Genomic DNA, 20678 nt, shown 5'->3' on the forward strand with positions numbered 1-20678 from the left:
TCCTCGCAGAGGCGTACGGGCCCCGCACTCCGGCGCCGCGGAGCCCGTCACGCGCTACTTGAACTCGGTCATGTCCAGTACGTCGCAGTCGGTGAAGGACGGCGGCCTGGTACACAACGCGGCCATCTGCTCGGCCATTTCGGTGGTGGCCGGGTCCTGGCTGTTGCGCATGGCGTCCTCGTACGAATCGAACTCGATCACGACGAGGACATGGCCCGGATTGCTCCGGTCCCGCAGGACGAGGCGGTGGGTCGGTCCGCCGGTCCGGCCGGCCATGCGCTTGTCCGCCTCGTCCGCCACCGCTCGCATCTCGTCGAAGCGATCGGTCTCGAAGTCGACGATCTGCACGAACTTCTTCGATACGTCCATGGATGCCTCCAGCCGGCCTCGGCGCTCCCCGGCCGGGCGCGCCCGGTATACAACGAAGCACCGGGAGCGGCGGTCGGCAATTCCTCGTGCGGTGCTCCCGGTGTTCGTCGTTCCTACGTCCGGCGTGGTCAGGCGTCGATGCTGTCCTTCGGAGCGCCTTCGGTCCCCGTCCGCGCCGCCTCGGCCGCCGCCTGCTTCTTGTTGGCCATCAGGCTGGTGATCGTGGTGACGATCAGGACCCCGCAGATCACGCCCAGCGAGACCGGGATGGAGATCTCCGGGACATGCACCCCGGACTCGTGCAGCGCGTGCAGCACCAGCTTGACGCCGATGAAGCCGAGGATGACCGACAGGCCGTAGCTGAGGTGGACCAGCTTCTTCAGCAGGCCGCCGATGAGGAAGTAGAGCTGGCGCAGGCCCATCAGGGCGAAGGCGTTGGCCGTGAACACGATGTACGGGTCCTGGGTCAGGCCGAAGATCGCGGGGATGGAGTCGAGGGCGAACAGCACGTCCGTCGTACCGATGGCGAGCATCACGACGAGCATCGGGGTCATGACCCGCTTGCCGTTCTCCCGGATCCACAGCTTGGTGCCGTGGTACCGGTCGGCCACACCGAAGCGGCGCTCGGCGGCCTTGAGGAGCTTGTTCTCCTCGAACTCCTCGTCCTCCTCGTCTGCCCGCGCCTCCTGGATGAGCTTCCAGGCGGTCCAGATGAGGAAGGCGCCGAAGATGTAGAAGACCCACGCGAAGTTGGCGAGGACGGCCGCGCCCGCCGCGATGAAGACGGCCCGCAGGACCAGGGCTATGAGGACGCCGACAAGCAGCACCCGCTGCTGGTACTGCGAGGGCACGGCGAACTTCGCCATGATCAGGACGAAGACGAAGAGGTTGTCGACGCTCAGCGACTTCTCGGTGATGAAGCCGGCGAAGAACTCGCCGCCGGCCTGGCCGCCGCCGAAGACGAGCAGGCCGAGTCCGAAGAGTCCGGCCAGGGCGATCCAGACGATCGTCCAGATTCCGGCTTCCTTGATCGACACGTCATGCGGCTTGCGGCCGATGAAGAAGTCGACCGCGATGAGGGCGGCCAGCCCCACGATGGTCAGGACCCACAGGGTCACGGAAACATCCACTACTGCTCCTCCGGCGGTATTAACGGCAAATGGTCAGCGTCGTCGCTACCGGAGGTCTCTTCCACCTTGGACGGGCGCCCAGGGCCGACGCCCCGGGATCTGGCCTGATCCGTATTGACGGGTACGCCGCAGCAGATAGGGAGTACTCCCCTCCGTACGGAAAAGCCTACCCCAATCACCAAGGAAAGGTAAAGGGATGGGCAAAAGAAAGACAAAAGCCCAGGTGGTGGGGGCTTTACCGATACCTGGTGCGAGCGGTCGCGACCTCGGTCAGCACCTGCCGCAGCACCTGGCTGCCGGGCGGCACGCGCGAGGGCTCGTAGGTCCAGGCGTGCCCGACCCAGGGGTCAGCGAGGTGGTCGTCGGGCAGCGGGGTGAGTCGCATCAGCGAACGCCACAGCGGGTCGAGCAACGGGCCGTAGCCCGCCGCGTCCTCACGGTCCGCGACCATCATCAGATGGACGCCGACGGACGGGCCCTCGTCCGCGAGATAGCGGAGCTGGGTCACGGCCCGGTCGTCGAAGCCGTGCGGGAAGTCGTTGACGATCAGCAGTTGCTCGGCGGTGTCGAGGCCGGGCGGCAGTGCGTCGGCGGCTCCGCCGCGCACCGCCATCTGCACCAGGTCGACCCGCTGGGTGAGCCGTGCCAGCACGTCCGCCACACCGGCGGCCCCCATGGCGGGCGGCGTCGCGAGCACCCCTGTGTGCACCAGCGGGACCAGCGCCTGCGCCGCCGAACCGGCCGGGTCGATGACGTGCACGGTGAACTCGCCCGCCGGGTAGACGGCGAGCAGCCGGGCCGCGTGCGCCACGGCCGTGTCCAGCGCGAGGCGCCTCAGCTCGTGGGAGTCGGCGAAGGAGCCGTCGAGGGACTCCCCGTCACCGCTGTCGATCCACAGGCCGCGCTCCAACGGCAGCCGGACCAGCATCGGGATGCGCAGCTCGGGACTCTCCGGGAGATGGAGGTCGCCGAGGCGCAGGGCCATGGGGATCTCCATCGGGACGCGGTAGCCGTGCCAGACGGGGTTGTCCCAGCCGGCGAACGCCGGTGGGAGCGCGGGCTCCACCACCTCGGACTCGGCGGCGAGCTGGGCGAGGTCCCGGTCGAGGGCCGCCCGTGCCTGGTCGACGAGTTGGGCGTGCTTGGCCTGGGCCGCCTCGCGGGCGGCGTCGCCCTGGCCGCCGAGCCGGCTGCGCGGGTCGGAGAGCGCCTGGTCGAGCTCCTTCTCCATGCGCGAGTCCGCGAAGTCGACCGCACTGCGGTACGCGGCCATCGTGCGCGCCAGGTCCTCGAACATGCCCCACACCTGGTTGTAGAGCCGCTCCTCCATCGACCACCCGGTGGCGTCACCGGCGACGGGCCGCGCGGGCTCTCCGGGCGGAGCCGGGGGCGCGGTCGGCGGCGGCGACGGGGGCGCCCCGACCTGCCGGCGCGGGTGGCTGTAGTCGATCGGGCTGCCGGTGGCAGGAGTGGCGGGCTGGGTGGCGGTGGGGTCCGCGGGCGCGGCGGAACCGGGATGTCCGGACTGCGGCTGCGCACCGTACGGAGACGTCGGCTGCGGCGCTACGACACCGGAGGCGCCCTGTGTCGTAGGACCGCTCGCGTCGGGGCCGAGGGCCGGTGTGGCCGCCTGGCGGGTGCGGTCGCCGTCCGGGGTGCGCGGTGGGGGTGCCGCCACGGAGCGTGCCAGGCCCTGGGCCACCGCTTCATTGATACGGCCCGCCAGGTGCGGCGCCTCGGGCAGGCCCTGGTCGGTGAGGAGTTCGGCGAGGCCGCCCGCGTAGCCCTGGCCCACGGCGCGCACTTTCCAGGCGCCCTGCCTGCGGTACAACTCCAGTGCCACGACCGCCGATTCGGTGTCGAGGCCGGTGATCGTGTAGCTGGCGACCTCGCTGCCGTCGAGGCCGGTGACCGCCACGAAGGGCGCGGCCACGGCACCGAAGCGGGCGGGGCCGTCGGCGCCCGGTGGCAGGGCGAGCAGCACGCTGACACGGTGCACGGCCTCGGGCATGGCGCCCAGGTCGACCGCGAGGCGGTGGTCGGCGGCGGCCTGTTTGGAGACCTCCAGGCCGGGCAGGGTGGGCGTGCCCGGGTGGGCCACCCACTCGACGCCGTGGATCCTGCCCTGCTCGTCGCCGAGCGTGGCGGCGGCCACGACCGGCCGGCCGGCCGCGACCCGGATCTCCAGACGCACTTGGGAGAGCGGGTGGTTCTGCCCTCGCACCAGCTCGGCCGCCATCGCTCTCGTCCCCCTGCTCAGCCGTGTCGTGTCGTGTGCGCCGGGCCGCTCTAGAGGTGCGGCAGGATCGCCGGCATCAGGTCCTGGAAGGTGCGGCCGTTGGTCGGTGTGCCGAGGGCCGTCAGCGTCCAGCCGGGGCCGGAGCGGTGCACCTTCGCCATGATCTGGGCCGTGTACTGGCCGCCGCCCGCCAGCGTGTAGCGGGCCAGCTCCTGGCCGTTGGTCTCGTCGACCAGGCGGCAGAACGCGTTCTGCACTTCCTGGAAGGTCTGGCCCGTGAAGGAGTTCACGGTGAAGACGATCTGGTCGATGTGGACCGGCACGCGCGCGAGGTCGACGAGGATGGCCTCGTCGTCCCCGCCCTGGCCGACACCGCCGACGAGGTTGTCACCGGTGTGGCGCACCGAGCCGTCGTCGCTCACCAGGTGGCGGAAGAACACCACGTCGACCGGCTGCTTGTCGGCGAACAGCACGGCCGACGCGTCGAGGTCGATCTCCCGGGTGCGTGAACCGAACAGCCCACGCCGAGGAGCCGCCTGCCAACCGAGACCCATGCGCACCGCGGTCAGGCTGGCCCCGTCGTTCTTCTGCAGACTGATGGCCTGACCCTTGGTCATGTTGACGGTCACGGCTGTTCCCCTCTCGGACTGTCCCCTGTTGCCGCGGAATCCGCGGATGTCCAGAACCCTACGCAGCGCCACTGACAGTGCCGAACCCCGCATCGGACTTTGTGTCGGTCTTGCAACACAGAGCGCATACCCCGAGGTCCAGCGGTCCACCCGGGCGGTCAGGCCAGGCCCGCCTCCTTCATCTGCCGCAGTTCCTTCTTCATCTCGTGGACCTCGTCGCGCAGTCGGGCCGCGACCTCGAACTGGAGATCCGCGGCGGCGGCGCGCATGCGCTCCGTCATCTCCTCGATCTGCTCGGCGAGTTCGGCCGCGGGGCGGTCGGTAGGCACCCCGTCGCCGGCCTTCCCCTTCGCGGACTTGGCGCTCTTCGCGGCCTTGCCGCCGAGCGCGGGCACGGGGGCCTTGGCGCCCTTGCCGTCCTTGGCCTTGCGGTAGCCGGAGCCGAGGAGTTGCTCCGTGTCGACGTCCTCGCGGGCGATCTGCGCCACGATGTCGTTGATCTTCTTGCGGAGCGGCTGGGGGTCGATGCCGTTCGCCGTGTTGTACGCGACCTGCTTCTCCCTACGGCGGTTGGTCTCCTCGATGGCCTTCTCCATCGCCGGGGTGATCTTGTCGGCGTACATGTGGACCTGACCGGAGACATTGCGCGCCGCGCGGCCGATGGTCTGGATCAGGGAGGTGCCGGAGCGCAGGAAGCCCTCCTTGTCGGCGTCGAGGATGGCGACCAGGGACACCTCGGGGAGGTCGAGGCCCTCGCGGAGGAGGTTGATGCCGACCAGGACGTCGAACTCGCCGGAGCGCAGCTCGCGCAGCAGCTCGATGCGGCGCAGGGTGTCGACGTCGCTGTGCAGGTAGCGGACCTGGATGCCGAGTTCCAGGAAGTAGTCCGTGAGGTCCTCGGCCATCTTCTTGGTGAGCGTGGTGACCAGGACCCGCTCGTCCTTCTCGGTGCGCTTGCGGATCTCGTGCACCAGGTCGTCGATCTGGCCCTCGGTGGGCTTGACGACGACCTCGGGGTCGATGAGGCCGGTGGGGCGGATGATCTGCTCGACGGCGCCGTCCGCGCGCGACAGCTCGTACTTGCCCGGGGTCGCCGACAGGTAGACCGTCTGTCCGATGCGCTTCTGGAACTCCTCCCACTTCAGGGGGCGGTTGTCCAGGGCGGAGGGCAGCCGGAAGCCGTGGTCGACGAGGGTGCGCTTGCGGGAGGCGTCGCCCTCGTACATCGCGCCGATCTGCGGGACCGTGTTGTGGGACTCGTCGATGACGAGGAGGAAGTCCTCGGGGAAGTAGTCGATCAAGGTGTTCGGCGCGGAGCCGGGCTCGCGGCCGTCGAAGTGCATCGAGTAGTTCTCCACGCCGGAGCAGGACCCGATCTGGCGGAGCATCTCCAGGTCGTACGTGGTCCGCATCCGCAGGCGCTGGGCCTCCAGGAGCTTGCCCTGCTTCTCCATCTCGGCCAGTCGCTCGCCGAGTTCCTTCTCGATGTCGTTGACCGCCCGCTCCATGCGTTCGGGGCCCGCGATGTAGTGGGAGGCCGGGAAGACGTAGAGGTGCTCGTCCTCGCTGATGATCTCGCCTGTGAGCGGATGGAGGGTGGAGAGGGCCTCGATCTCGTCGCCGAACATCTCGATGCGGACGGCCAGTTCCTCGTAGACCGGGAAGATCTCGATGGTGTCGCCGCGGACGCGGAAGGTGCCTCGGGTGAAGGCCACGTCGTTGCGCGTGTACTGGATGTCCACGAAGCGGCGCAGCAGTTGGTCGCGGTCGATCTCGTCGCCGACCTTGAGGGGGACCATGCGGTCCACGTACTCCTGGGGAGTACCGAGGCCGTAGATGCAGGAGACCGAGGCGACCACGATGACGTCGCGGCGGGTGAGCAGCGAGTTGGTCGCGGAGTGGCGCAGGCGCTCGACCTCCTCGTTGACCGAGGAGTCCTTCTCGATGTAGGTGTCCGACTGCGGGACGTAGGCCTCGGGCTGGTAGTAGTCGTAGTACGAGACGAAGTACTCGACCGCGTTGTTCGGCAGGAGCTCGCGGAACTCGTTGGCCAACTGGGCGGCCAGGGTCTTGTTCGGCGCCATCACCAGGGTGGGGCGCTGGAGCTTCTCGATCATCCACGCGGTGGTCGCGGACTTGCCGGTGCCGGTCGCGCCCAGCAGGACGACGTCCTTCTCACCTGCCTCGACGCGTCGGGCCAGCTCGGCGATGGCCGCCGGCTGGTCGCCGCTGGGCTGGTAGGGGCTGACGACCTCGAAGGGCGCCACCGTGCGTTCGATGTGGGAAACGGGCCGCATGGAACCAACCGTACGACTCGCCACTGACAACGGGGTCGGATCAGCGGTTCTGCGGGGTGCGGGAGCGGCGGTGGCCCAGCTCGCGGCCGGGGCGGACCTGGACGCGCCGGGGGTGCGGGACCACAGCGCCGGCCGGAACGCCGGGCTTGTGCTCGACGGGGGGCAGGACGGGCTTCCCCATGACCATCATCGGGTCGAACAGCACGACGACCCCGGCAAGGCAGAGGAAGGCGAGCGGACCGATCAGCATGGGCGCGAGCAGTGATGCGGCGGACACCCCGTCGGTGGTCGCGGCCGCGCCGTGGACGTGGACGGTGAGGGCGGCCATGCCGGTGTAGTGCATGCCGGTGACGGCGAGCCCCATGACGAGGCTCGCGCCCACGCTCCACAGGATGCCGCGGACCTGTCCGGCCGCCCACAGGGCGCTGATCGCGGCCACGACCGCTATGACGACGGAGGCGCCGACGGTGAAGGTGTTGTATTCGAGCTTTCCGTTGAGGCGCATCCCGGCCATGCCCAGGTAGTGCATCGAGGCGATGCCCAGGCCGGTGAGGGTGCCGCCGGTGAACAGCGCCGCCCCCTTGGCTCCCCGGTAGCCGACGATGAAGATCCCGACGCCCACCATGACGATGGCGACGGCGAGGCTCGCGAAGGTCATCGGTTTGTCGTAGTGGATCGGTGTCTGCCGGACCGAGAAGCCCATCATCGCGATGAAGTGCATCGTCCATATGCCGGAACCGATCGCGGCCGAACCGAGGGCGAGCCATCCGGGGCGCCAGGACTGGGCCACGAGCATCGATCTGGTGGTGCAGCGCAGGCCGAGGGCACCGCCGAGGCACGCCATGAGATAGGCCACCAGCGGTGTGACGAGTCCGTAGCTGAATCCGTCGACCGTGCCCTGCATGCGCAGTTACCCTTCCGCCCTGTTCTGTCCCGGAATTCCTGAAACGCGCCCAGCCCCAGGACCGCGGGAACGGTCAGGGTCGACGCAGAGAGTATGACCCGCACCGGAATGGTCGAACGATTTTCCGGCAAAGAAACACGGCCCTGCCCCACATGTGCGGCATCGGTGAGCGGACTTCGGCAACTCCATTCATTCTGTGTCCATCCTGTACCCACAGGCAGATACGTTCCGCTGCCACTCTTGAGCTGTATGTCATCGCCCGATGCGAGGAGTACGCATGCACCTGCGCGCAGTCGCCGCCTCGACCACCGCGCTCCTGGGGGCCGCCGCCCTTCTGCTCCCCTCCCCTGCCGCCCGGGCCGGTGACGCCGCCCAGTGGCCCGCGATCGTCGCCCATCGCGGTGCGTCCGCGTACGCCCCCGAGAACACTCTGGCCTCCATCGACAAGGCGGCCCGGCTCGGCTTCCAGTGGGTCGAGAACGACGTCCAGCGCACCAAGGACGGCGAACTCGTCGTCATCCACGACGACAGCCTCCAACGCACCACCGATGTCGAAGAGGTGTTCCCCCATCGGGCCCCCTGGAAGGTGAAGGACTTCACCGCCGCCGAGATCGCGCGCCTCGACGCGGGGAGCTGGTTCGGTCCCACGTACACGGGCACACGCGTGCCCACCCTCACGCAGTACATGCGCGAGGTGGAGCACAACCACCAGAGCCTGCTCCTGGAGATCAAGAACCCGGAGCTGTACCCCGGCATCGAGCAGCAGACCCTCAAGCTCCTGGGCAACGAGGGCTGGTTGGACACGTCGCACCTCGACCGCCGGCTGATCGTGCAGAGCTTCAGCGCGGACAGCATCCGGATCGTGCACGATCTCAAGCCCGGCATCAGGACCGGTTTCCTCGGCACGCCTCCCCTGTCCGCCCTGCACGAGTACGCCGCCTACACCGACCTGATCAACCCGTCGTACGGCTCGATCTCCGCCGGCTACGTCTCCGCGGTGCACGGGTTCACGGGCCCCCACGACCGTCCGATGGAGGTGTACGCCTGGACCGTCGACGACGCGCCCACCGCCTGGAAGGTCGCCGGATACGGAGTCGACGGCCTCATCACCAACAGACCGGACGTGGTGCGGTCCGCGCTGAACGGGTTCTGAGGCCGCTCGCGGGGCGTTGTCAGTGCCGGGTCGTACGGTGGGCGCATGGACAGCCTTGGGCAGAACGAGCAGCGGGTCGTGTGGACCGTCGTCGGTACCGACATCGGTCCGCTGCTGCTGGCCGCGACACAGGACGGCCTGGTCAACGTCGTGTTCCACGCCACGGACGCGGTGCGTGACAGGACGCTCGACCGGCTGGCGTCCCGACTGGGCACCGAGCCGGTGGAGTCGCCCGGCTCTCCCCTGCTGGCCGAGGCGATATGTCAGATCGAGGCCTACTTCGCCGGCACGCGGCGCGACTTCGAGCTGCCGCTCGACTGGTCCCTGATCTCCGGCTTCAACCGCCAGGTGCTGAGCGAGCTGGCGTCCGGCGTCCCGTACGGCTCGGTGGTCGGCTACGGCGATCTGGCCGGGCGCGTCGGTCAGCCGCGCGCGGCGCAGGCGGTGGGGGTGGCGATGGGGTCCAATCCGCTGCCGGTCGTCGTGCCCTGCCACCGGGTCGTCGAGAGCGACGGCGGCATCGGCGGTTTCGGGGGCGGCCTGGAGACGAAGCGGCAACTGCTGGCTCTGGAGGGGGTACTGCCCGAGCCGTTGTTCTGATGTTCTGAGGGCTTGGGCGGACAGGAAACGATCGGGGGGCTCTGTGCTGGTGAGGACCGGCTTCACGTACGCGTGCGGCAACGGCGGCAGCGGGGGCGCTCGGTGACCGCCATCGAGGGGTGGGCCGCGCTGTCCGTCACGGCCGACCGGTTGCCCGCGTTGCGGCGCCGGGTGTCCGCCGTGCTGATCGCGACCCAGATCCTGGGCGGCCTCGGTGTCGCCACCGGGATCGCGCTGGCCGCCGTACTGGCCAAGCAGGTCAGCGGGACCGAGTCGCTGTCCGGGCTGGCGCCCACGGCGACCGTGACGGGCACCGCGCTGCTGTCGATGCCGTTCGCGGCGCTGATGACGGCGCGCGGCCGGCGTCCCGGCCTGGTCCTCGGCTATCTGGTCGGGGCGCTGGGAGCCGGTGTCGTGGTGCTCGCGGCGAGCGTCGGGAGCTTTCCGCTGCTGCTGTGCGGCATGGCCGCGTTCGGGGCGGCCTCCTCGGCGAATCTGCAGTCCCGGTTCGCCGCCGCCGATCTGGCCGAGCCGGAGCAGCGGGCGCGGGCCATCTCCCGGGTCGTGTGGGCGACGACCATAGGGGCGGTCCTCGGACCCAACATCGCCGCGCCCGCGGGCCGTAGTGTCTCCGGGCTCGGGATACCCGCGGCGGCCGGCCCCTTCCTCTGGGCGGGCGGGATCTTCCTGATCGCCGCGGTCGTGGTCGCCGTACTTCTGCGGCCCGACCCGTTGTTGACGGCCCGTGCGCTCGCGTCGGACAAGGACCTGTCGCCGGCCGCGCGATCGCTGCGGGCGGGGTTCGCCGCGGTGGCCGCCTCGCCGCGGGCGCGGCTCGCGCTGGTGACGGTGGCCGTGGTGCACACCGCGATGGTGTCGGTGATGGCGATGACCCCGGTCGAACTGGGCCATCACGGGGCGAGAATCGATCTGGTCGGGCTGGTGATCAGCGGGCACATCGCGGGGATGTACGCGTTCTCGCCGCTGATGGGCCGGTTGTCGGACCGGGTCGGAAGGCTGTCGGGGATAGGGCTGGCGGTGGGGTTGCTGGCCTTGGCCGTGTTCCTCGCCGGTACGGCGGGCGGAAGCCATGGGCAGATCGCGCTGGGGCTGTTCGTGCTGGGCCTGGGCTGGTCGGCGGGGCTCGTCTCCGGCTCGGCGCTGCTCACGGACTCGGTGCCGCAGCCCGCGCGTGCCGCCGCGCAGGGCCTGTCCGACCTCACCATGAACACCTCGGCCGGGATCGGCGGAGCGGTGGCCGGTCTCGTGGTCGCGGAGGGGAGTTATGGCTGGCTGAACCTCGCCGCCGCCTGCCTGCTGATACCCCTGGCCGCGCTGGCGCTGTTCACCCGATCCCGGAAGACCCCGGTCTCGGATGCCCCGCGAAGGGTGGCCGGGAGGCCGAGCCGGTAGCAGACTCGGTCATGCGCACAGCCACTGGCGTCCGAGGGCTCCGAGCCGAAGGGACGGCGATCACGGATGAGTGGAAGCGGAAACAGGGCAGTCGCGTATCTCAAGCCGGGAGCGGTGGAGGTCAGGACCATCGACCACCCGACGCTTGAACTGCAGGACGGGCCAGGAGTCGCACGCGAGAACGTCGGCCGCAAGTGCCGCCACGGTGTGATCCTGAAGGTGCTCGCCAGCAATATCTGCGGCAGTGACCAGCACATGGTGCGCGGTCGGACGACCGCGCCCGAGGGGCTGGTCCTCGGACACGAGATCACCGGAGAGGTCGTCGAACGGGGTCCGGACGTCGAGTTCATCGACGTGGGCGACATCGTCTCCGTACCGTTCAACATCGCCTGCGGGCGGTGCCGCAACTGCAAGGAACGCAAGACCGGCATCTGCCTGAACGTCAACCCGGCCCGTCCGGGGGCGGCCTACGGCTACGTCGACATGGGCGGCTGGGTCGGCGGTCAGGCCGAGTACGCCATGGTCCCGTACGCGGACTTCAACCTGCTGAAGTTCCCGGACCGGGACGAGGCACGCGAGAAGCTGCTCGATCTGACCATGCTGTCGGACATCTTCCCGACCGGGTTCCACGGCGCGGTCACCGCGGGCGCCGGGGTCGGGTCCACGGTGTACGTCGCCGGGGCCGGACCGGTCGGCCTGGCGGCCGCCGCCTCCGCACAGCTCCTGGGCGCCGCGGTGGTCATCGTCGGCGACCTGAACGCCGAACGCCTGGGCCAGGCAAGGAGTTTCGGCTGCGAGACCGTCGACGTCTCGCGCGGCGACATCGGCGAGCAGATCGCCGAGATCGTCGGCGAGCCCGAGGTGGACGCGGCGGTCGACGCGGTCGGCTTCGAGGCACGGGCGCACGGCCCGAACGCCCCGGAGGCGCCGGCGACCGTCCTCAACTCGCTGATGGGCATCACGCGCGCGGGCGGTGCGCTGGGCATCCCCGGGCTGTATGTCACCGCCGACCCCGGTGGGGTCGACGAGGACGCGAGGAGCGGCACCCTGAAGGTGCGGCTCGGCCTCGGCTGGGCCAAGAGCCACCACTTCACGACCGGCCAGTGCCCGGTGATGACGTACCACCGGAGTCTGATGATGGCGATCCTGCACGGGCGCGTGCACATCGCGAAGGCGGTCAACGCGACCCCGATCGCGCTGGAGGACGCACCGCGCGGCTACGCCGAGTTCGACCAGGGCGCCAGCCGCAAGTACGTCCTCGATCCGCACGGGACGCTGGCGGGCGTCAGCCCGGTCTGACGCCTTCGAACCGGAAGGGGGACCACGCGGGTGTGGCCCCCCTTCTCGCGCCATGTCTCAAGCTGGTGGTGTCTCCCACAGCCCGCGAGGGTTTGACGAGGCACGACGCCCGCCAGGGATGAGGGAAGACCGAACGATAGGAGGCGCGTGGTGCTGGTGGTGTCCGAGGAGGTACGCGAGGCGATCGACGCGCGTCGACCCGTGGTGGCCCTGGAGTCGACGATCATCGCGCACGGGCTGCCGCGCCCGCGCAATCTGCAGGTCGCGCTGGAACTGGAGGCGGCCGTACGGCAGGAGGGTGCCGTACCGGCGACGATCGCCGTGCTGGACGGGCGGCCCCATGTCGGCCTGGACAAGGACCAGTTGGAGCGGGTCGCCAACGAGGACGGGATCCGCAAGCTGGGCCACCGCGACCTGCCGCTCGCGGTGGCGGCGGGCGCGAGCGGGGCGACCACGGTGTCGGCGACGGCACTGCTCGCGGCACGGGCGGGCGTACGGGTCTTCGCGACCGGCGGGCTCGGCGGGGTGCACCGGGAGTGGACGGTGACGCAGGACGAGTCCGCCGACCTGGGGCTGCTGGCGTCCACCCGGGTCACGGTGGTGTGCGCGGGCGTGAAGTCGATCCTGGATGTGCCGGCGACCTTGCAGCGCCTGGAGACGCTGGGCGTGGCGGTCGCCGGATACGGCACGGACCGCTTCCCCGGCTTCTACCTCTCCGACTCGGGACACCCGGTGGACTGGACGCTGGAGACCCCGGAGCAGGTCGCGGCCGTGATGCGGGCGCAGGACGCGCTCGACGCCCCGGAGTCGGCCCTGATCGTCGCCAATCCGGTCCCGGAGGACGAGCAGTTGGACCCCGCGCTGCACGCGCGTGTGCTCGCCGACGCGCTGCACGCGTGCGAGGTCGAGGGCATCACCGGGCAGGCCGTCACGCCGTTCCTGCTCGGCTACCTTGTGGACCACACCGACGGTGCCTCGCTCAGCGCCAACCTGGCGGCCGTGCGCGGCAACGTACGGCTGGCGGGGCGGATCGCGGCGGCCTGGGCCGGAGCGTGACGACGGAGTCGAACGGCGCGCTCCTGGTCGTCGGGGACGTCGTGACCGACGTTGTCGCCCGGCATCGGGGGCCGCTCGCCCCGGGCACCGACACCACCGCCGCGATCCGCACCGTGCCGGGTGGCGCGGGCGCCAACGTGGCGTGCTGGGCGGCTCATTGGGGCTGTGCTGACGTACGGCTGCTCGGCCGCGTGGGTGCGGACGCGGCGGCGTGGCACGAGCGGGAGCTGGTCGCCGCCGGGGTGCGGCCCCGTCTCGTCGTCGATCCGGAGGCGGCGACCGGGACGGTGATCTGTCTGGTCGACACGGGGGCGTCGGCCGAGCGGACGTTCCTCACCGACAGTGGCGCGTCCCTGCGGCTCGATCCCGGCGACTGGTCGGACGCGCTGCTCGACGGTGTCGTACGGCTGCATCTGTCGGGGTATCTGCTGTTCTCCGAGCCGAGCCGGGCGCTGGTGGCCCTGGCGGTGGAGTCGGCACGCGCGCGTGGGGTGCCGGTGAGTCTGGATCCGGCGTCGGCGGGGTTCCTGGTGGAGCTGGGTGTCGACCGTTTCCTGGGGCTTGTCGAGGGGGTGGACGTCCTGCTGCCGAGCCGTGACGAGGCGTGTCTGCTCACGGGATTGCCCGATCCGGCGGACGCGGCCGCCAAGTTGAGCCGCCATGTCCCGCTCGTGGTCACCAAGCAGGGCGCCGAGGGAGCCCTCGTGGCCCACTCCGGCACGGTCCACGCGCGCGTGCCGGCCGAGCCGGCCACTCCCTTGGACACCACGGGCGCCGGCGACGCCTTCACGGGCGCGTTCCTGGCGACCCTGCTGAGGGGCGCCGAGCCTGAGGAGGCCGCGCGGGAGGGGTGCCGGGCGGGGGCGCGGGCGGTGGAACGGGTGGGAGGGCGACCGCCGGTCGAGGGCTGAAACTGTCGACATCCTGAACGGGCTGTCGCCCTCCCGCCCGGTGTCGACTCCCGCTCCCCGCCTACGCCTTCCGCCCCCAGGCCGAGATCATCGGCGCCGTCGCCAGGTCCATCGTGCCGGAGGCGACATTGGCCAGGTGGCGGTCGATGTCCTCGTCGGTGGCCAGGCCCGCCGTGACGAGCTGGTCGCGGATCTGGCGGACCGTGGCGGATTCCAGGACGTCGCAGGCCGGTGAGGTGACCGGGAAGTACGCGTCGGCCTCCACGCGGCGCAGGCCGGCCTCGCGGAGCAGACGCGGGAGTTTGCGGCCGTAGGAGAGGTCGGCGCCGCGGTCGGCGAGGAGTTCGCGGAAGCCGTGGCGGAGACGGTTCGCGAGTTGCTGCTCGGGGCCGTGTTCGTCGGGGCAGAGCAGGGGCTGGAGGGCGGGGTCGGCGTCCTCGACCAGGAGGCGGCCGCCGGGGCGCAGGGACTTGATCATCGAGTGCAACGCCCGTTCCCGGTCCGGGACATGGACGAGGACGAGTCGGGCGTGCACGAGGTCGAAGCCCTCCCCCGGCGGTTCTTCGGCGCCCACGTCATGGACGCGCACCTCGATCGGCGGGCGGGCGGCCGAGGCGACCTTCGAGGTGTCGATGTCGGTCGCGATCACCTTCCCGGTCGGTCCGACCTTCTTGGCCAGCCAGGACACCACCGAGGTACCGCCTGCGCCGACCTCCCAGACGCGCCAGCCGGGTCCGACGCCGAACCCTTCCAAGTGCCGGAACGTCGTGGGGTCGAAGAGCGTGGCGAAGGCGTCGAAGCGCTGTCCCGCCTCGGACTGCCGGTTGTCGAGGAGATACCCGTCGGATCGCGTCATGCCGCGATCATCCCAGTTGCTCCGCTTGCCGGGAGGGGGCGACGCTCCGGTTCCGCACCCCCCTTGCCACGGCCGAGCACCGGTTCATCCACAGCCGGGAACAAAGCGGAGGATTCCGTTCCCACAGGCTTTCCCGCCGCTCACATCGGCCTGGCAAACTGGCACGCCAAGGCGCAGAAATGCGATGCGAGGGGATCCACGCAAGGAGATCCGGATGTCCATGGCAGGGAATCTTCGGAAGGTCACGGGCCTGGGCAGGGTCGGCGGCCTCCGTAAGGTGGCACGGCTGGCCCGGCGGCGCCCGCGGGTCGACCTGAGCCACCACGCCCGGTCACCGCTGGGCTCCTCGGTGGTGAAGTGCGTCACGTACCAGGACGGTGCCCGGGTCCCGGTCGCGGGCGATCTGGTGGACACGGTCGAGCGGGTGCGCAAGAAGGAGGACGGCTTCGTCTGGCTCGGTCTGCACGAGCCGACGAACGACGAGTTCGCGGGCATCGCCGAGCTCTTCGACCTGCACCCGCTGGCGGTCGAGGACGCGGTCGAGGCGCATCAGCGCCCGAAGGTGGAGCGCTATGGCGAGACCTTGTTCGCGGTGTTCAAGACGGTCTGCTATGTCGAGCACGAGACGCTGACGGCGACGAGCGAGGTCGTGGACACCGGCGAGATCATGGTGTTCGTCGGCGCCGACTTCGTCATCACCGTGCGGCACGGGCGGCACGGCTCACTGGGGCCGCTGCGCGAGGAGTTGGAGTCGAACCCGCGGCAGCTCGCCAAGGGTCCGGCCGCGGTGCTGCACGCGATCGCGGACCATGTGGTCGACGACTATCTGAGCGTCACGGACTCGGTGCAGGCGGACATCGACCAGGTGGAGACGGACGTGTTCGCGGAGAACGGCGCGCGGGCGGACCCAGGCCGTATCTACCAGCTCAAGCGTGAACTCCTGGAGCTGAAGCGGGCGGTCGTCCCCCTCAGCCGCCCGCTGGAGGAGCTGGCCACCCGGCCGATGCGGGTGGTCGGCCCCGAGATACAGGCCTACTTCCGTGATGTCTCCGACCATCTGCTGCGGGCGAAGGAGCAGATCGCGTCCTTCGACGAACTGCTCAACTCGATTCTTCAGGCGCACCTCGCCCAGGTGACGGTCGCGCAGAACGAGGACATGCGGAAGATCACGGCCTGGGCCGCGGTGATCGCCGTGCCGACCATGGTGTGCGGTGTCTACGGCATGAACTTCGACCACATGCCGGAGCTGCACTGGCGGTTCGGCTATCCCCTGGTCATCGGCGTGATATCCGTGGCCTGTCTGGCGCTGTACCGGGGCTTCCGGCGCAACGGCTGGCTCTGAACGGGGAGTTCAGCGCATGGCGCTCCGGGCGTAGACGCTCTCGACCCAGGTGGCGAGCTGGTCCTCCGTCAGGTGCCGGGCGAGGTCGGCCTCGCTGATCATGCCGACGAGGCGCTTGTTCTCGATGACGGGGAGCCGGCGGATCTGGTGTCCCTGCATCTCCTGGAGCACTTCGCCGACATCGGCGCCGGAGTCGATCCAGCGGGGTGTGCCCTGGGCCATCTCGCCCGCGGTGATCTTCGCCGGGTCGTGGCCCACGGCCACACAGCCGACGACGATGTCCCGGTCGGTGAGGATGCCGCAGAGCCGTTCGTTCTCGTCGCTGATGGGCAGCGCTCCGACGCCCAGTTCACGCATCAGTTGGGCGGCGCGGTCCAGGGTTTCATGGGCGGGGATCCACTGGGCGCCCCGGTGCATGATGTCTCCGGCGGTGGTCATGAAGTACCTCCCGGTGCCGGACGGCCGGCGCGGCACAGAACGTTCCGCTAGTCCCGGCGCCCTTCATTCTCGCCGCGCGGCGGGGTGAACGCACCCGGACGGTCGCCACTTCCGGCACGCCCGCCGTCGAGCGGGTGCGGCTCAGCGTTCGGGCCACCCGCCCCACGCCGGATGACGCGGATCGTCGGCGCGCACCAGGACATCCGCCGTCCCGGCCGGGTCGGTCTCGTCCTCGTAGCGCTCGAAGGCGGGAAGGGTCCAGTGCTCGGTCTCGGGGGTACGGCGACGCAGGGCGCCGGGTGAGAGGAGGACGTGGACGGTCAGGTCGAAGGGGAACCAGTGCCGAAGGAGGAAGGGACCGTGCAGCAACAGGACCGCACCGGGCGGGAGTTGGACGTAGGGGCTGCGGGTGGCCCGGTCGGCGGTCGGGTCCCACAGGTCGGGCAGGACACGGCCGTCACCGTCCGGTTCGAGCGGGCCGAAGACCTCGCGCCACAGGGCACGGGTGTCGAACCAGCCGTCGTAGTACGCCTCGACGTCCTGGTGCCCGTACTCCAGACGCAGCGAGGCGGGGCGCAGGAAGCCCTCGGTGGAGACGACGTGCGAGGAGCGGCCGCGGATGCGCAGCGCCTCCGAGACCCGCTCGGCGAGATCGCCCGGCCGGGCCGCCGGGGCACCGTCGAAGGCGATACGCGGCCAGGGGCCGCCGTCGGCCGGCTTCAGATCGAGCAGATGCTCGGCGAGGAGGTCGCCGAGCCGGTCCCAGGTGATCGCTTCCAGTCGCACAGAGCCCATGATGCGGCAGGTTGCGGTCAGGGCGCGTCGAGGTGGTGGGGTCGGCGAGCAGGCGAGGGGAGAGGAGTATGACGGAAGGGAATGCATCCCGTATGGCATCGTTCGCGGCTCCGCCGGCCCGTGGTGGGCCGATGGTCGTTCAGCCGCTCAGGAAGCGGCACTGTGCCGAGTGTCGGCGTGGGCCGTTGCCGTTGGTGGTGGTCGAGGGTGGGGTGCCTCGGTGTCTCGACTGTGCCGACCTCGGGCATCTGGTGTTCCTGCCGCGCGGGGACACGGCGTTGACACGCCGGGCGCGGGAGGAGAGTGCGCTGTCGGCGGTGGTGGTGCGGTTCGACCGGCGCCGGGGCCGCTACGAGCGGCAGGGTGTCCTCGTCGAGGAGGCGGGGCTCGCGCGCGCCGAGGAGCGGTGTCTGGCGGACGCGGAGGCGCGACGGCGGCGCCGGGTGCGGGACGCGGGGCGGCGGGCCGCGGAGGACCTGCGGTTCACGGAGGCGTTCGCGGCGGAGATACGACGGCTGTTCCCCGGCTGCCCACAGGAGCGGGCGCGGACGATCGCCGCGCATGCCTCGGTGCGGGGCAGCGGGCGGGTGGGGCGGAGTGCGGCGGGGCAGGCGTTGTCCGAGGGCGCGGTGGTCTCGGCGGTGGTGGCGTCCGTACGGCATGTGGACACGCCCTACGACCAGTTGCTGATGAGCGGGGTGCCCCGGCATGAGGCACGACGGCGGATCTCGGTGCGGGTGGAGGAGGTGCTGCGGGGGTGGCGGGAAGGTCGGGCGCTTACGCCGGAGGCGGCCGTGGACGTTCGTGTATGCTCCGGCGATTCTCGGCCATGGTTACCGGAGCGAGGCCGGCCTTGACTTGTCCTGGTGGGTGGGGGTGGGCAGGATCACGGCTCTACGGGCGGGAGTTGGTGTCGGCATGATCGGTGAACCGTATGTGACCCTGACGGTTCTGGGGGTGCTCACGACCGGGGTGATGGCCGGTGTGTTCTGCGCCTTCTCCGTGCTGGTCATGCGGGGGCTGGCCGAGTTGCCGCCCGCGCAGGGGGTCGCCGCGATGAACGCGATCAACCGGGCGGCGACGACTCCCGTCTTCATGCTGCTGTTCGCCGGCTCGGCGGTGGTGTGCGCGGTGATCACGGTGGTGACGTTCGTGCTGTGGCCGGACCGGGGGACCACGGAGTTGCTGCTGGGCAGCGCGCTGTACCTGGTCGGGGCGTTCGGGCTGACCCTCGTGGCGAACGTGCCGCGCAACGAGGCACTGCTGAAGCTGGACCCGGGGACACCGGAGGCCGCCGCGTACTGGCCGTCGTACCTACGCGAGTGGACGATGTGGAATCACGTCCGCGCGGCCGCCTCGGCCGCCGCCGCGCTGGTGTACATGCTGGCCCTCACCTGAGAGGAACCTCAAGATCAACTGAGTGAGGGCCGGGCGGAGCCGCTCAATAAGGCGGTCTTCCCGCTCTGCATGTCCGGCCCTACGGCCGTATCGTGGCTGAAAGAGTGCCGCCCGATGACGCACGGCCTGTCGTATGCGCACGCGAGGAAGACGGCCATGGCCGATCCCAAGGGTTTTATGACCACTCCGCGCGAGGAGTGGCCCCGCAGGCCTGTCGAGGAGCGGGTGCGGGACTGGGACGAGGTGTACGTCCCGGGCGCGCTGCTGCCGATCGTCAATCGGCAGGCCGACCGGTGCATGGACTGCGGTGTCCCGTTCTGCCACGAGGCCTGTCCGCTCGGCAATCTGATCCCCGAGTGGAACGATCTGGTCAGCCGGGACGACTGGCGGGCGGCGGCCGACCGGCTGCACGCCACCAACAACTTCCCCGAATTCACCGGGCGGTTGTGCCCGGCACCGTGCGAGGCGGGGTGTGTGCTCGCCATCAACCAGCCCGCGGTGACCATCAAGAACGTCGAGGTGGCCATCGCCGACCGGGCCTGGGCCGACGGTTTCGCGCCACCTCGGCCACCGGACCGGCTGTCGGGGCGGACCGTCGCGGTGATCGGTTCCGGGCCCACCGGCCTTGCCGCGGCACAGCAGTTGACGCGGGCCGGGCACACGGTCGCCGTGTACGAGCGGGACGACCGGCTCGGCGGGCTGATGCGGTACGGCATCCCCGAGTTCAAGATGGAGAAGCGGCATCTGGAACGGCGGCTTGAGCAGATGCGGGCCGAGGGCACGAAGTTCCGTACGTCGACGACGGTCGGCCGGGACGTCGGGGCGGTGGAACTGCGGGCGCGCTACGACGCGGTGGTGATCGCCACGGGGGCGACGGCCTGGCGTGAACTTCCCGTACCAGGGCGGGAGTTGACCGGGGTCCACCAGGCGATGGAGTACCTGCCGTTGGCCAACCGGGTGTGCGAGGGAGACGTGGCGGCCTCTCCCCTGTCGGCCGCCGGGAAGCATGTCGTGATCGTGGGCGGTGGTGACACCGGGGCGGACTGTCTGGGTACGGCGGTGCGTGAAGGGGCCGCGTCCGTCACGCAGTTGGACATCTACGCCCAGCCGGGCGCCGAGCGCGACGAGGACGCGGAGCCCTGGCCGACGTATCCGAAGATCTACCGACTCTCGGCCGCGCACGAGGAGGCGCGCGATCTGGAGACCGCGCCCGCGGCGCACGCGGACGCCCGGCTCTTCGCGGCCTCGACCCTCCACTTCGAGGGGGACACAGGCGGCCGCGTGCGGTCGCTGCATCTGGTGGAAGTGGACGCCGGGCGCCGCCCGTTGGACGGTTCCGACCGCAGCCTCCCCGCCGATCTCGTACTCCTCGCCCTCGGATTCTCCGGGCCCGACCGCAAGGACGGCCTCATCGACCAACTGGGACTGGCGATGGCCCCCCGCGGCACGATCACCCGGGACGCGGACTTCGCGACGAGCACGCGAGGAGTGTTCGTCGCGGGCGACGCCGCGCGCGGCCAGTCACTGATCGTCTGGGCGATCGCCGAAGGACGGGCCGTGGCGGCGGCCGTCGACCGCTACCTGACCGGCAGTTCACAGCTCCCGGCACCGATCGGGCCGTACGACCGGCCGATGGTGGTGTGAGCCCCGACGGGCCAGAACTCCCCGCCGCGTCGCCCTCACGACGAACCCGCGAGCAGTGTCCGTCGCGGGCGACACCGCGCCAGGCCAGTCGCTGACCGTCTGGGCGACCACGCCGAAGGACGGGCCGTGGCGGCGGCCGTCGACCGCTACCTGACCGGCAGTTCACAGCTCCCGGCACCGATCGGGCCGTACGACCGGCCGATGG

The 20678-nt window shown here is 70.5% G+C and carries 19 protein-coding genes; 10 read left to right on the plus strand and 9 right to left on the minus strand.

Annotated features, from left to right (window positions below):
- Window positions 1-54 precede the first annotated feature (54 nt).
- The 6 genes from ABZT04_RS32010 to ABZT04_RS32035 all read right to left on the minus strand — a co-directional run bounded on the left by ABZT04_RS32010 (window position 55) and on the right by ABZT04_RS32035 (window position 7568).
- Window positions 55-369 carry a hypothetical protein gene (locus ABZT04_RS32010; protein ID WP_356060460.1) on the minus strand — a complete coding sequence of 105 codons (315 nt, stop codon included), beginning with the start codon at window positions 367-369 and terminating at the stop codon, window positions 55-57.
- A gap of 128 nt (window positions 370-497) precedes the next feature.
- The gene (locus ABZT04_RS32015) at window positions 498-1499 is read right to left on the minus strand and encodes a TerC family protein (protein WP_356060461.1); all 1002 of its coding nucleotides are present in this window, start codon (window positions 1497-1499) and stop codon (window positions 498-500) included.
- Between the two features lie 235 nt (window positions 1500-1734).
- Window positions 1735-3738 (minus strand): TerD family protein, encoded by a 2004-nt coding sequence (locus ABZT04_RS32020; protein WP_356060462.1) that lies wholly within the window; start codon window positions 3736-3738, stop codon window positions 1735-1737.
- 50 nt (window positions 3739-3788) lie between these two features.
- Window positions 3789-4367, minus strand: a complete 579-nt coding sequence (locus ABZT04_RS32025; RefSeq protein ID WP_355913051.1) for a TerD family protein — start codon at window positions 4365-4367, stop codon at window positions 3789-3791.
- 158 nt (window positions 4368-4525) lie between these two features.
- Window positions 4526-6664 carry an excinuclease ABC subunit UvrB gene (gene uvrB, locus ABZT04_RS32030; RefSeq protein ID WP_356060463.1) on the minus strand — a complete coding sequence of 713 codons (2139 nt, stop codon included), beginning with the start codon at window positions 6662-6664 and terminating at the stop codon, window positions 4526-4528.
- A 40-nt stretch (window positions 6665-6704) separates the two neighbouring features.
- Entirely contained in the window at window positions 6705-7568 is an 864-nt protein-coding gene (locus ABZT04_RS32035; RefSeq protein ID WP_356060464.1) for an MHYT domain-containing protein, read from the minus strand.
- A gap of 277 nt (window positions 7569-7845) precedes the next feature.
- On the opposite strand from ABZT04_RS32035, the gene ABZT04_RS32040 reads away from it, so the two are divergent.
- From ABZT04_RS32040 to ABZT04_RS32065, 6 genes are all read left to right on the plus strand, one after another.
- Window positions 7846-8721, plus strand: a complete 876-nt coding sequence (locus tag ABZT04_RS32040) for a glycerophosphodiester phosphodiesterase family protein (protein ID WP_356060465.1) — start codon at window positions 7846-7848, stop codon at window positions 8719-8721.
- Between the two features lie 45 nt (window positions 8722-8766).
- Window positions 8767-9321 carry a methylated-DNA--[protein]-cysteine S-methyltransferase gene (locus ABZT04_RS32045; RefSeq protein ID WP_356060466.1) on the plus strand — a complete coding sequence of 185 codons (555 nt, stop codon included), beginning with the start codon at window positions 8767-8769 and terminating at the stop codon, window positions 9319-9321.
- Window positions 9322-9423: 102 nt separating this feature from the next.
- On the plus strand, window positions 9424-10734 hold the full coding sequence (locus ABZT04_RS32050) for an MFS transporter (protein ID WP_356060467.1): 1311 nt from the start codon (window positions 9424-9426) through the stop codon (window positions 10732-10734).
- 66 nt (window positions 10735-10800) lie between these two features.
- On the plus strand, window positions 10801-12033 hold the full coding sequence (fdhA, locus tag ABZT04_RS32055) for a formaldehyde dehydrogenase, glutathione-independent (RefSeq protein WP_356060468.1): 1233 nt from the start codon (window positions 10801-10803) through the stop codon (window positions 12031-12033).
- A gap of 147 nt (window positions 12034-12180) precedes the next feature.
- The gene (locus tag ABZT04_RS32060) at window positions 12181-13089 is read left to right on the plus strand and encodes a pseudouridine-5'-phosphate glycosidase (protein ID WP_356060469.1); all 909 of its coding nucleotides are present in this window, start codon (window positions 12181-12183) and stop codon (window positions 13087-13089) included.
- A complete protein-coding gene (locus ABZT04_RS32065) occupies window positions 13086-14000 on the plus strand; it encodes a sugar kinase (RefSeq protein WP_356060470.1) in 915 nt (304 codons plus the stop codon). The genes ABZT04_RS32060 and ABZT04_RS32065 overlap by 4 nt, the downstream gene beginning before the upstream one ends.
- A 61-nt stretch (window positions 14001-14061) precedes the next feature.
- On the opposite strand, the gene ABZT04_RS32070 is transcribed toward ABZT04_RS32065, so the two are convergent.
- The gene (locus ABZT04_RS32070; protein WP_356060471.1) at window positions 14062-14856 is read right to left on the minus strand and encodes a methyltransferase domain-containing protein; all 795 of its coding nucleotides are present in this window, start codon (window positions 14854-14856) and stop codon (window positions 14062-14064) included.
- A 214-nt stretch (window positions 14857-15070) separates the two neighbouring features.
- On the opposite strand from ABZT04_RS32070, the gene corA reads away from it, so the two are divergent.
- A complete protein-coding gene (gene corA, locus ABZT04_RS32075) occupies window positions 15071-16198 on the plus strand; it encodes a magnesium/cobalt transporter CorA (RefSeq protein ID WP_356060472.1) in 1128 nt (375 codons plus the stop codon).
- 9 nt (window positions 16199-16207) lie between these two features.
- Here the strand turns inward: corA and ABZT04_RS32080 are convergent, their stop codons facing one another.
- Both ABZT04_RS32080 and ABZT04_RS32085 read right to left on the minus strand, forming a co-directional pair.
- The gene (locus ABZT04_RS32080; RefSeq protein WP_356060473.1) at window positions 16208-16636 is read right to left on the minus strand and encodes a CBS domain-containing protein; all 429 of its coding nucleotides are present in this window, start codon (window positions 16634-16636) and stop codon (window positions 16208-16210) included.
- 141 nt (window positions 16637-16777) lie between these two features.
- A complete protein-coding gene (locus tag ABZT04_RS32085; RefSeq protein ID WP_356060474.1) occupies window positions 16778-17431 on the minus strand; it encodes a uridine kinase in 654 nt (217 codons plus the stop codon).
- A gap of 92 nt (window positions 17432-17523) precedes the next feature.
- Between ABZT04_RS32085 and ABZT04_RS32090 the strand changes: the two genes are divergently transcribed.
- The 3 genes from ABZT04_RS32090 (at window position 17524) to ABZT04_RS32100 (ending at window position 20473) form a co-directional block, all read left to right on the plus strand.
- A complete protein-coding gene (locus ABZT04_RS32090) occupies window positions 17524-18288 on the plus strand; it encodes a DUF2293 domain-containing protein (protein WP_356060475.1) in 765 nt (254 codons plus the stop codon).
- 61 nt (window positions 18289-18349) lie between these two features.
- Window positions 18350-18829 carry an anthrone oxygenase family protein gene (locus ABZT04_RS32095; RefSeq protein ID WP_356060476.1) on the plus strand — a complete coding sequence of 160 codons (480 nt, stop codon included), beginning with the start codon at window positions 18350-18352 and terminating at the stop codon, window positions 18827-18829.
- Window positions 18830-18985: 156 nt separating this feature from the next.
- On the plus strand, window positions 18986-20473 hold the full coding sequence (locus ABZT04_RS32100; protein ID WP_356060477.1) for a glutamate synthase subunit beta: 1488 nt from the start codon (window positions 18986-18988) through the stop codon (window positions 20471-20473).
- Window positions 20474-20678: the final 205 nt, after the last annotated feature.

This window comes from Streptomyces sp. NPDC005492 (genome assembly GCF_040605995.1).
GTDB lineage: Bacteria > Actinomycetota > Actinomycetes > Streptomycetales > Streptomycetaceae > Streptomyces.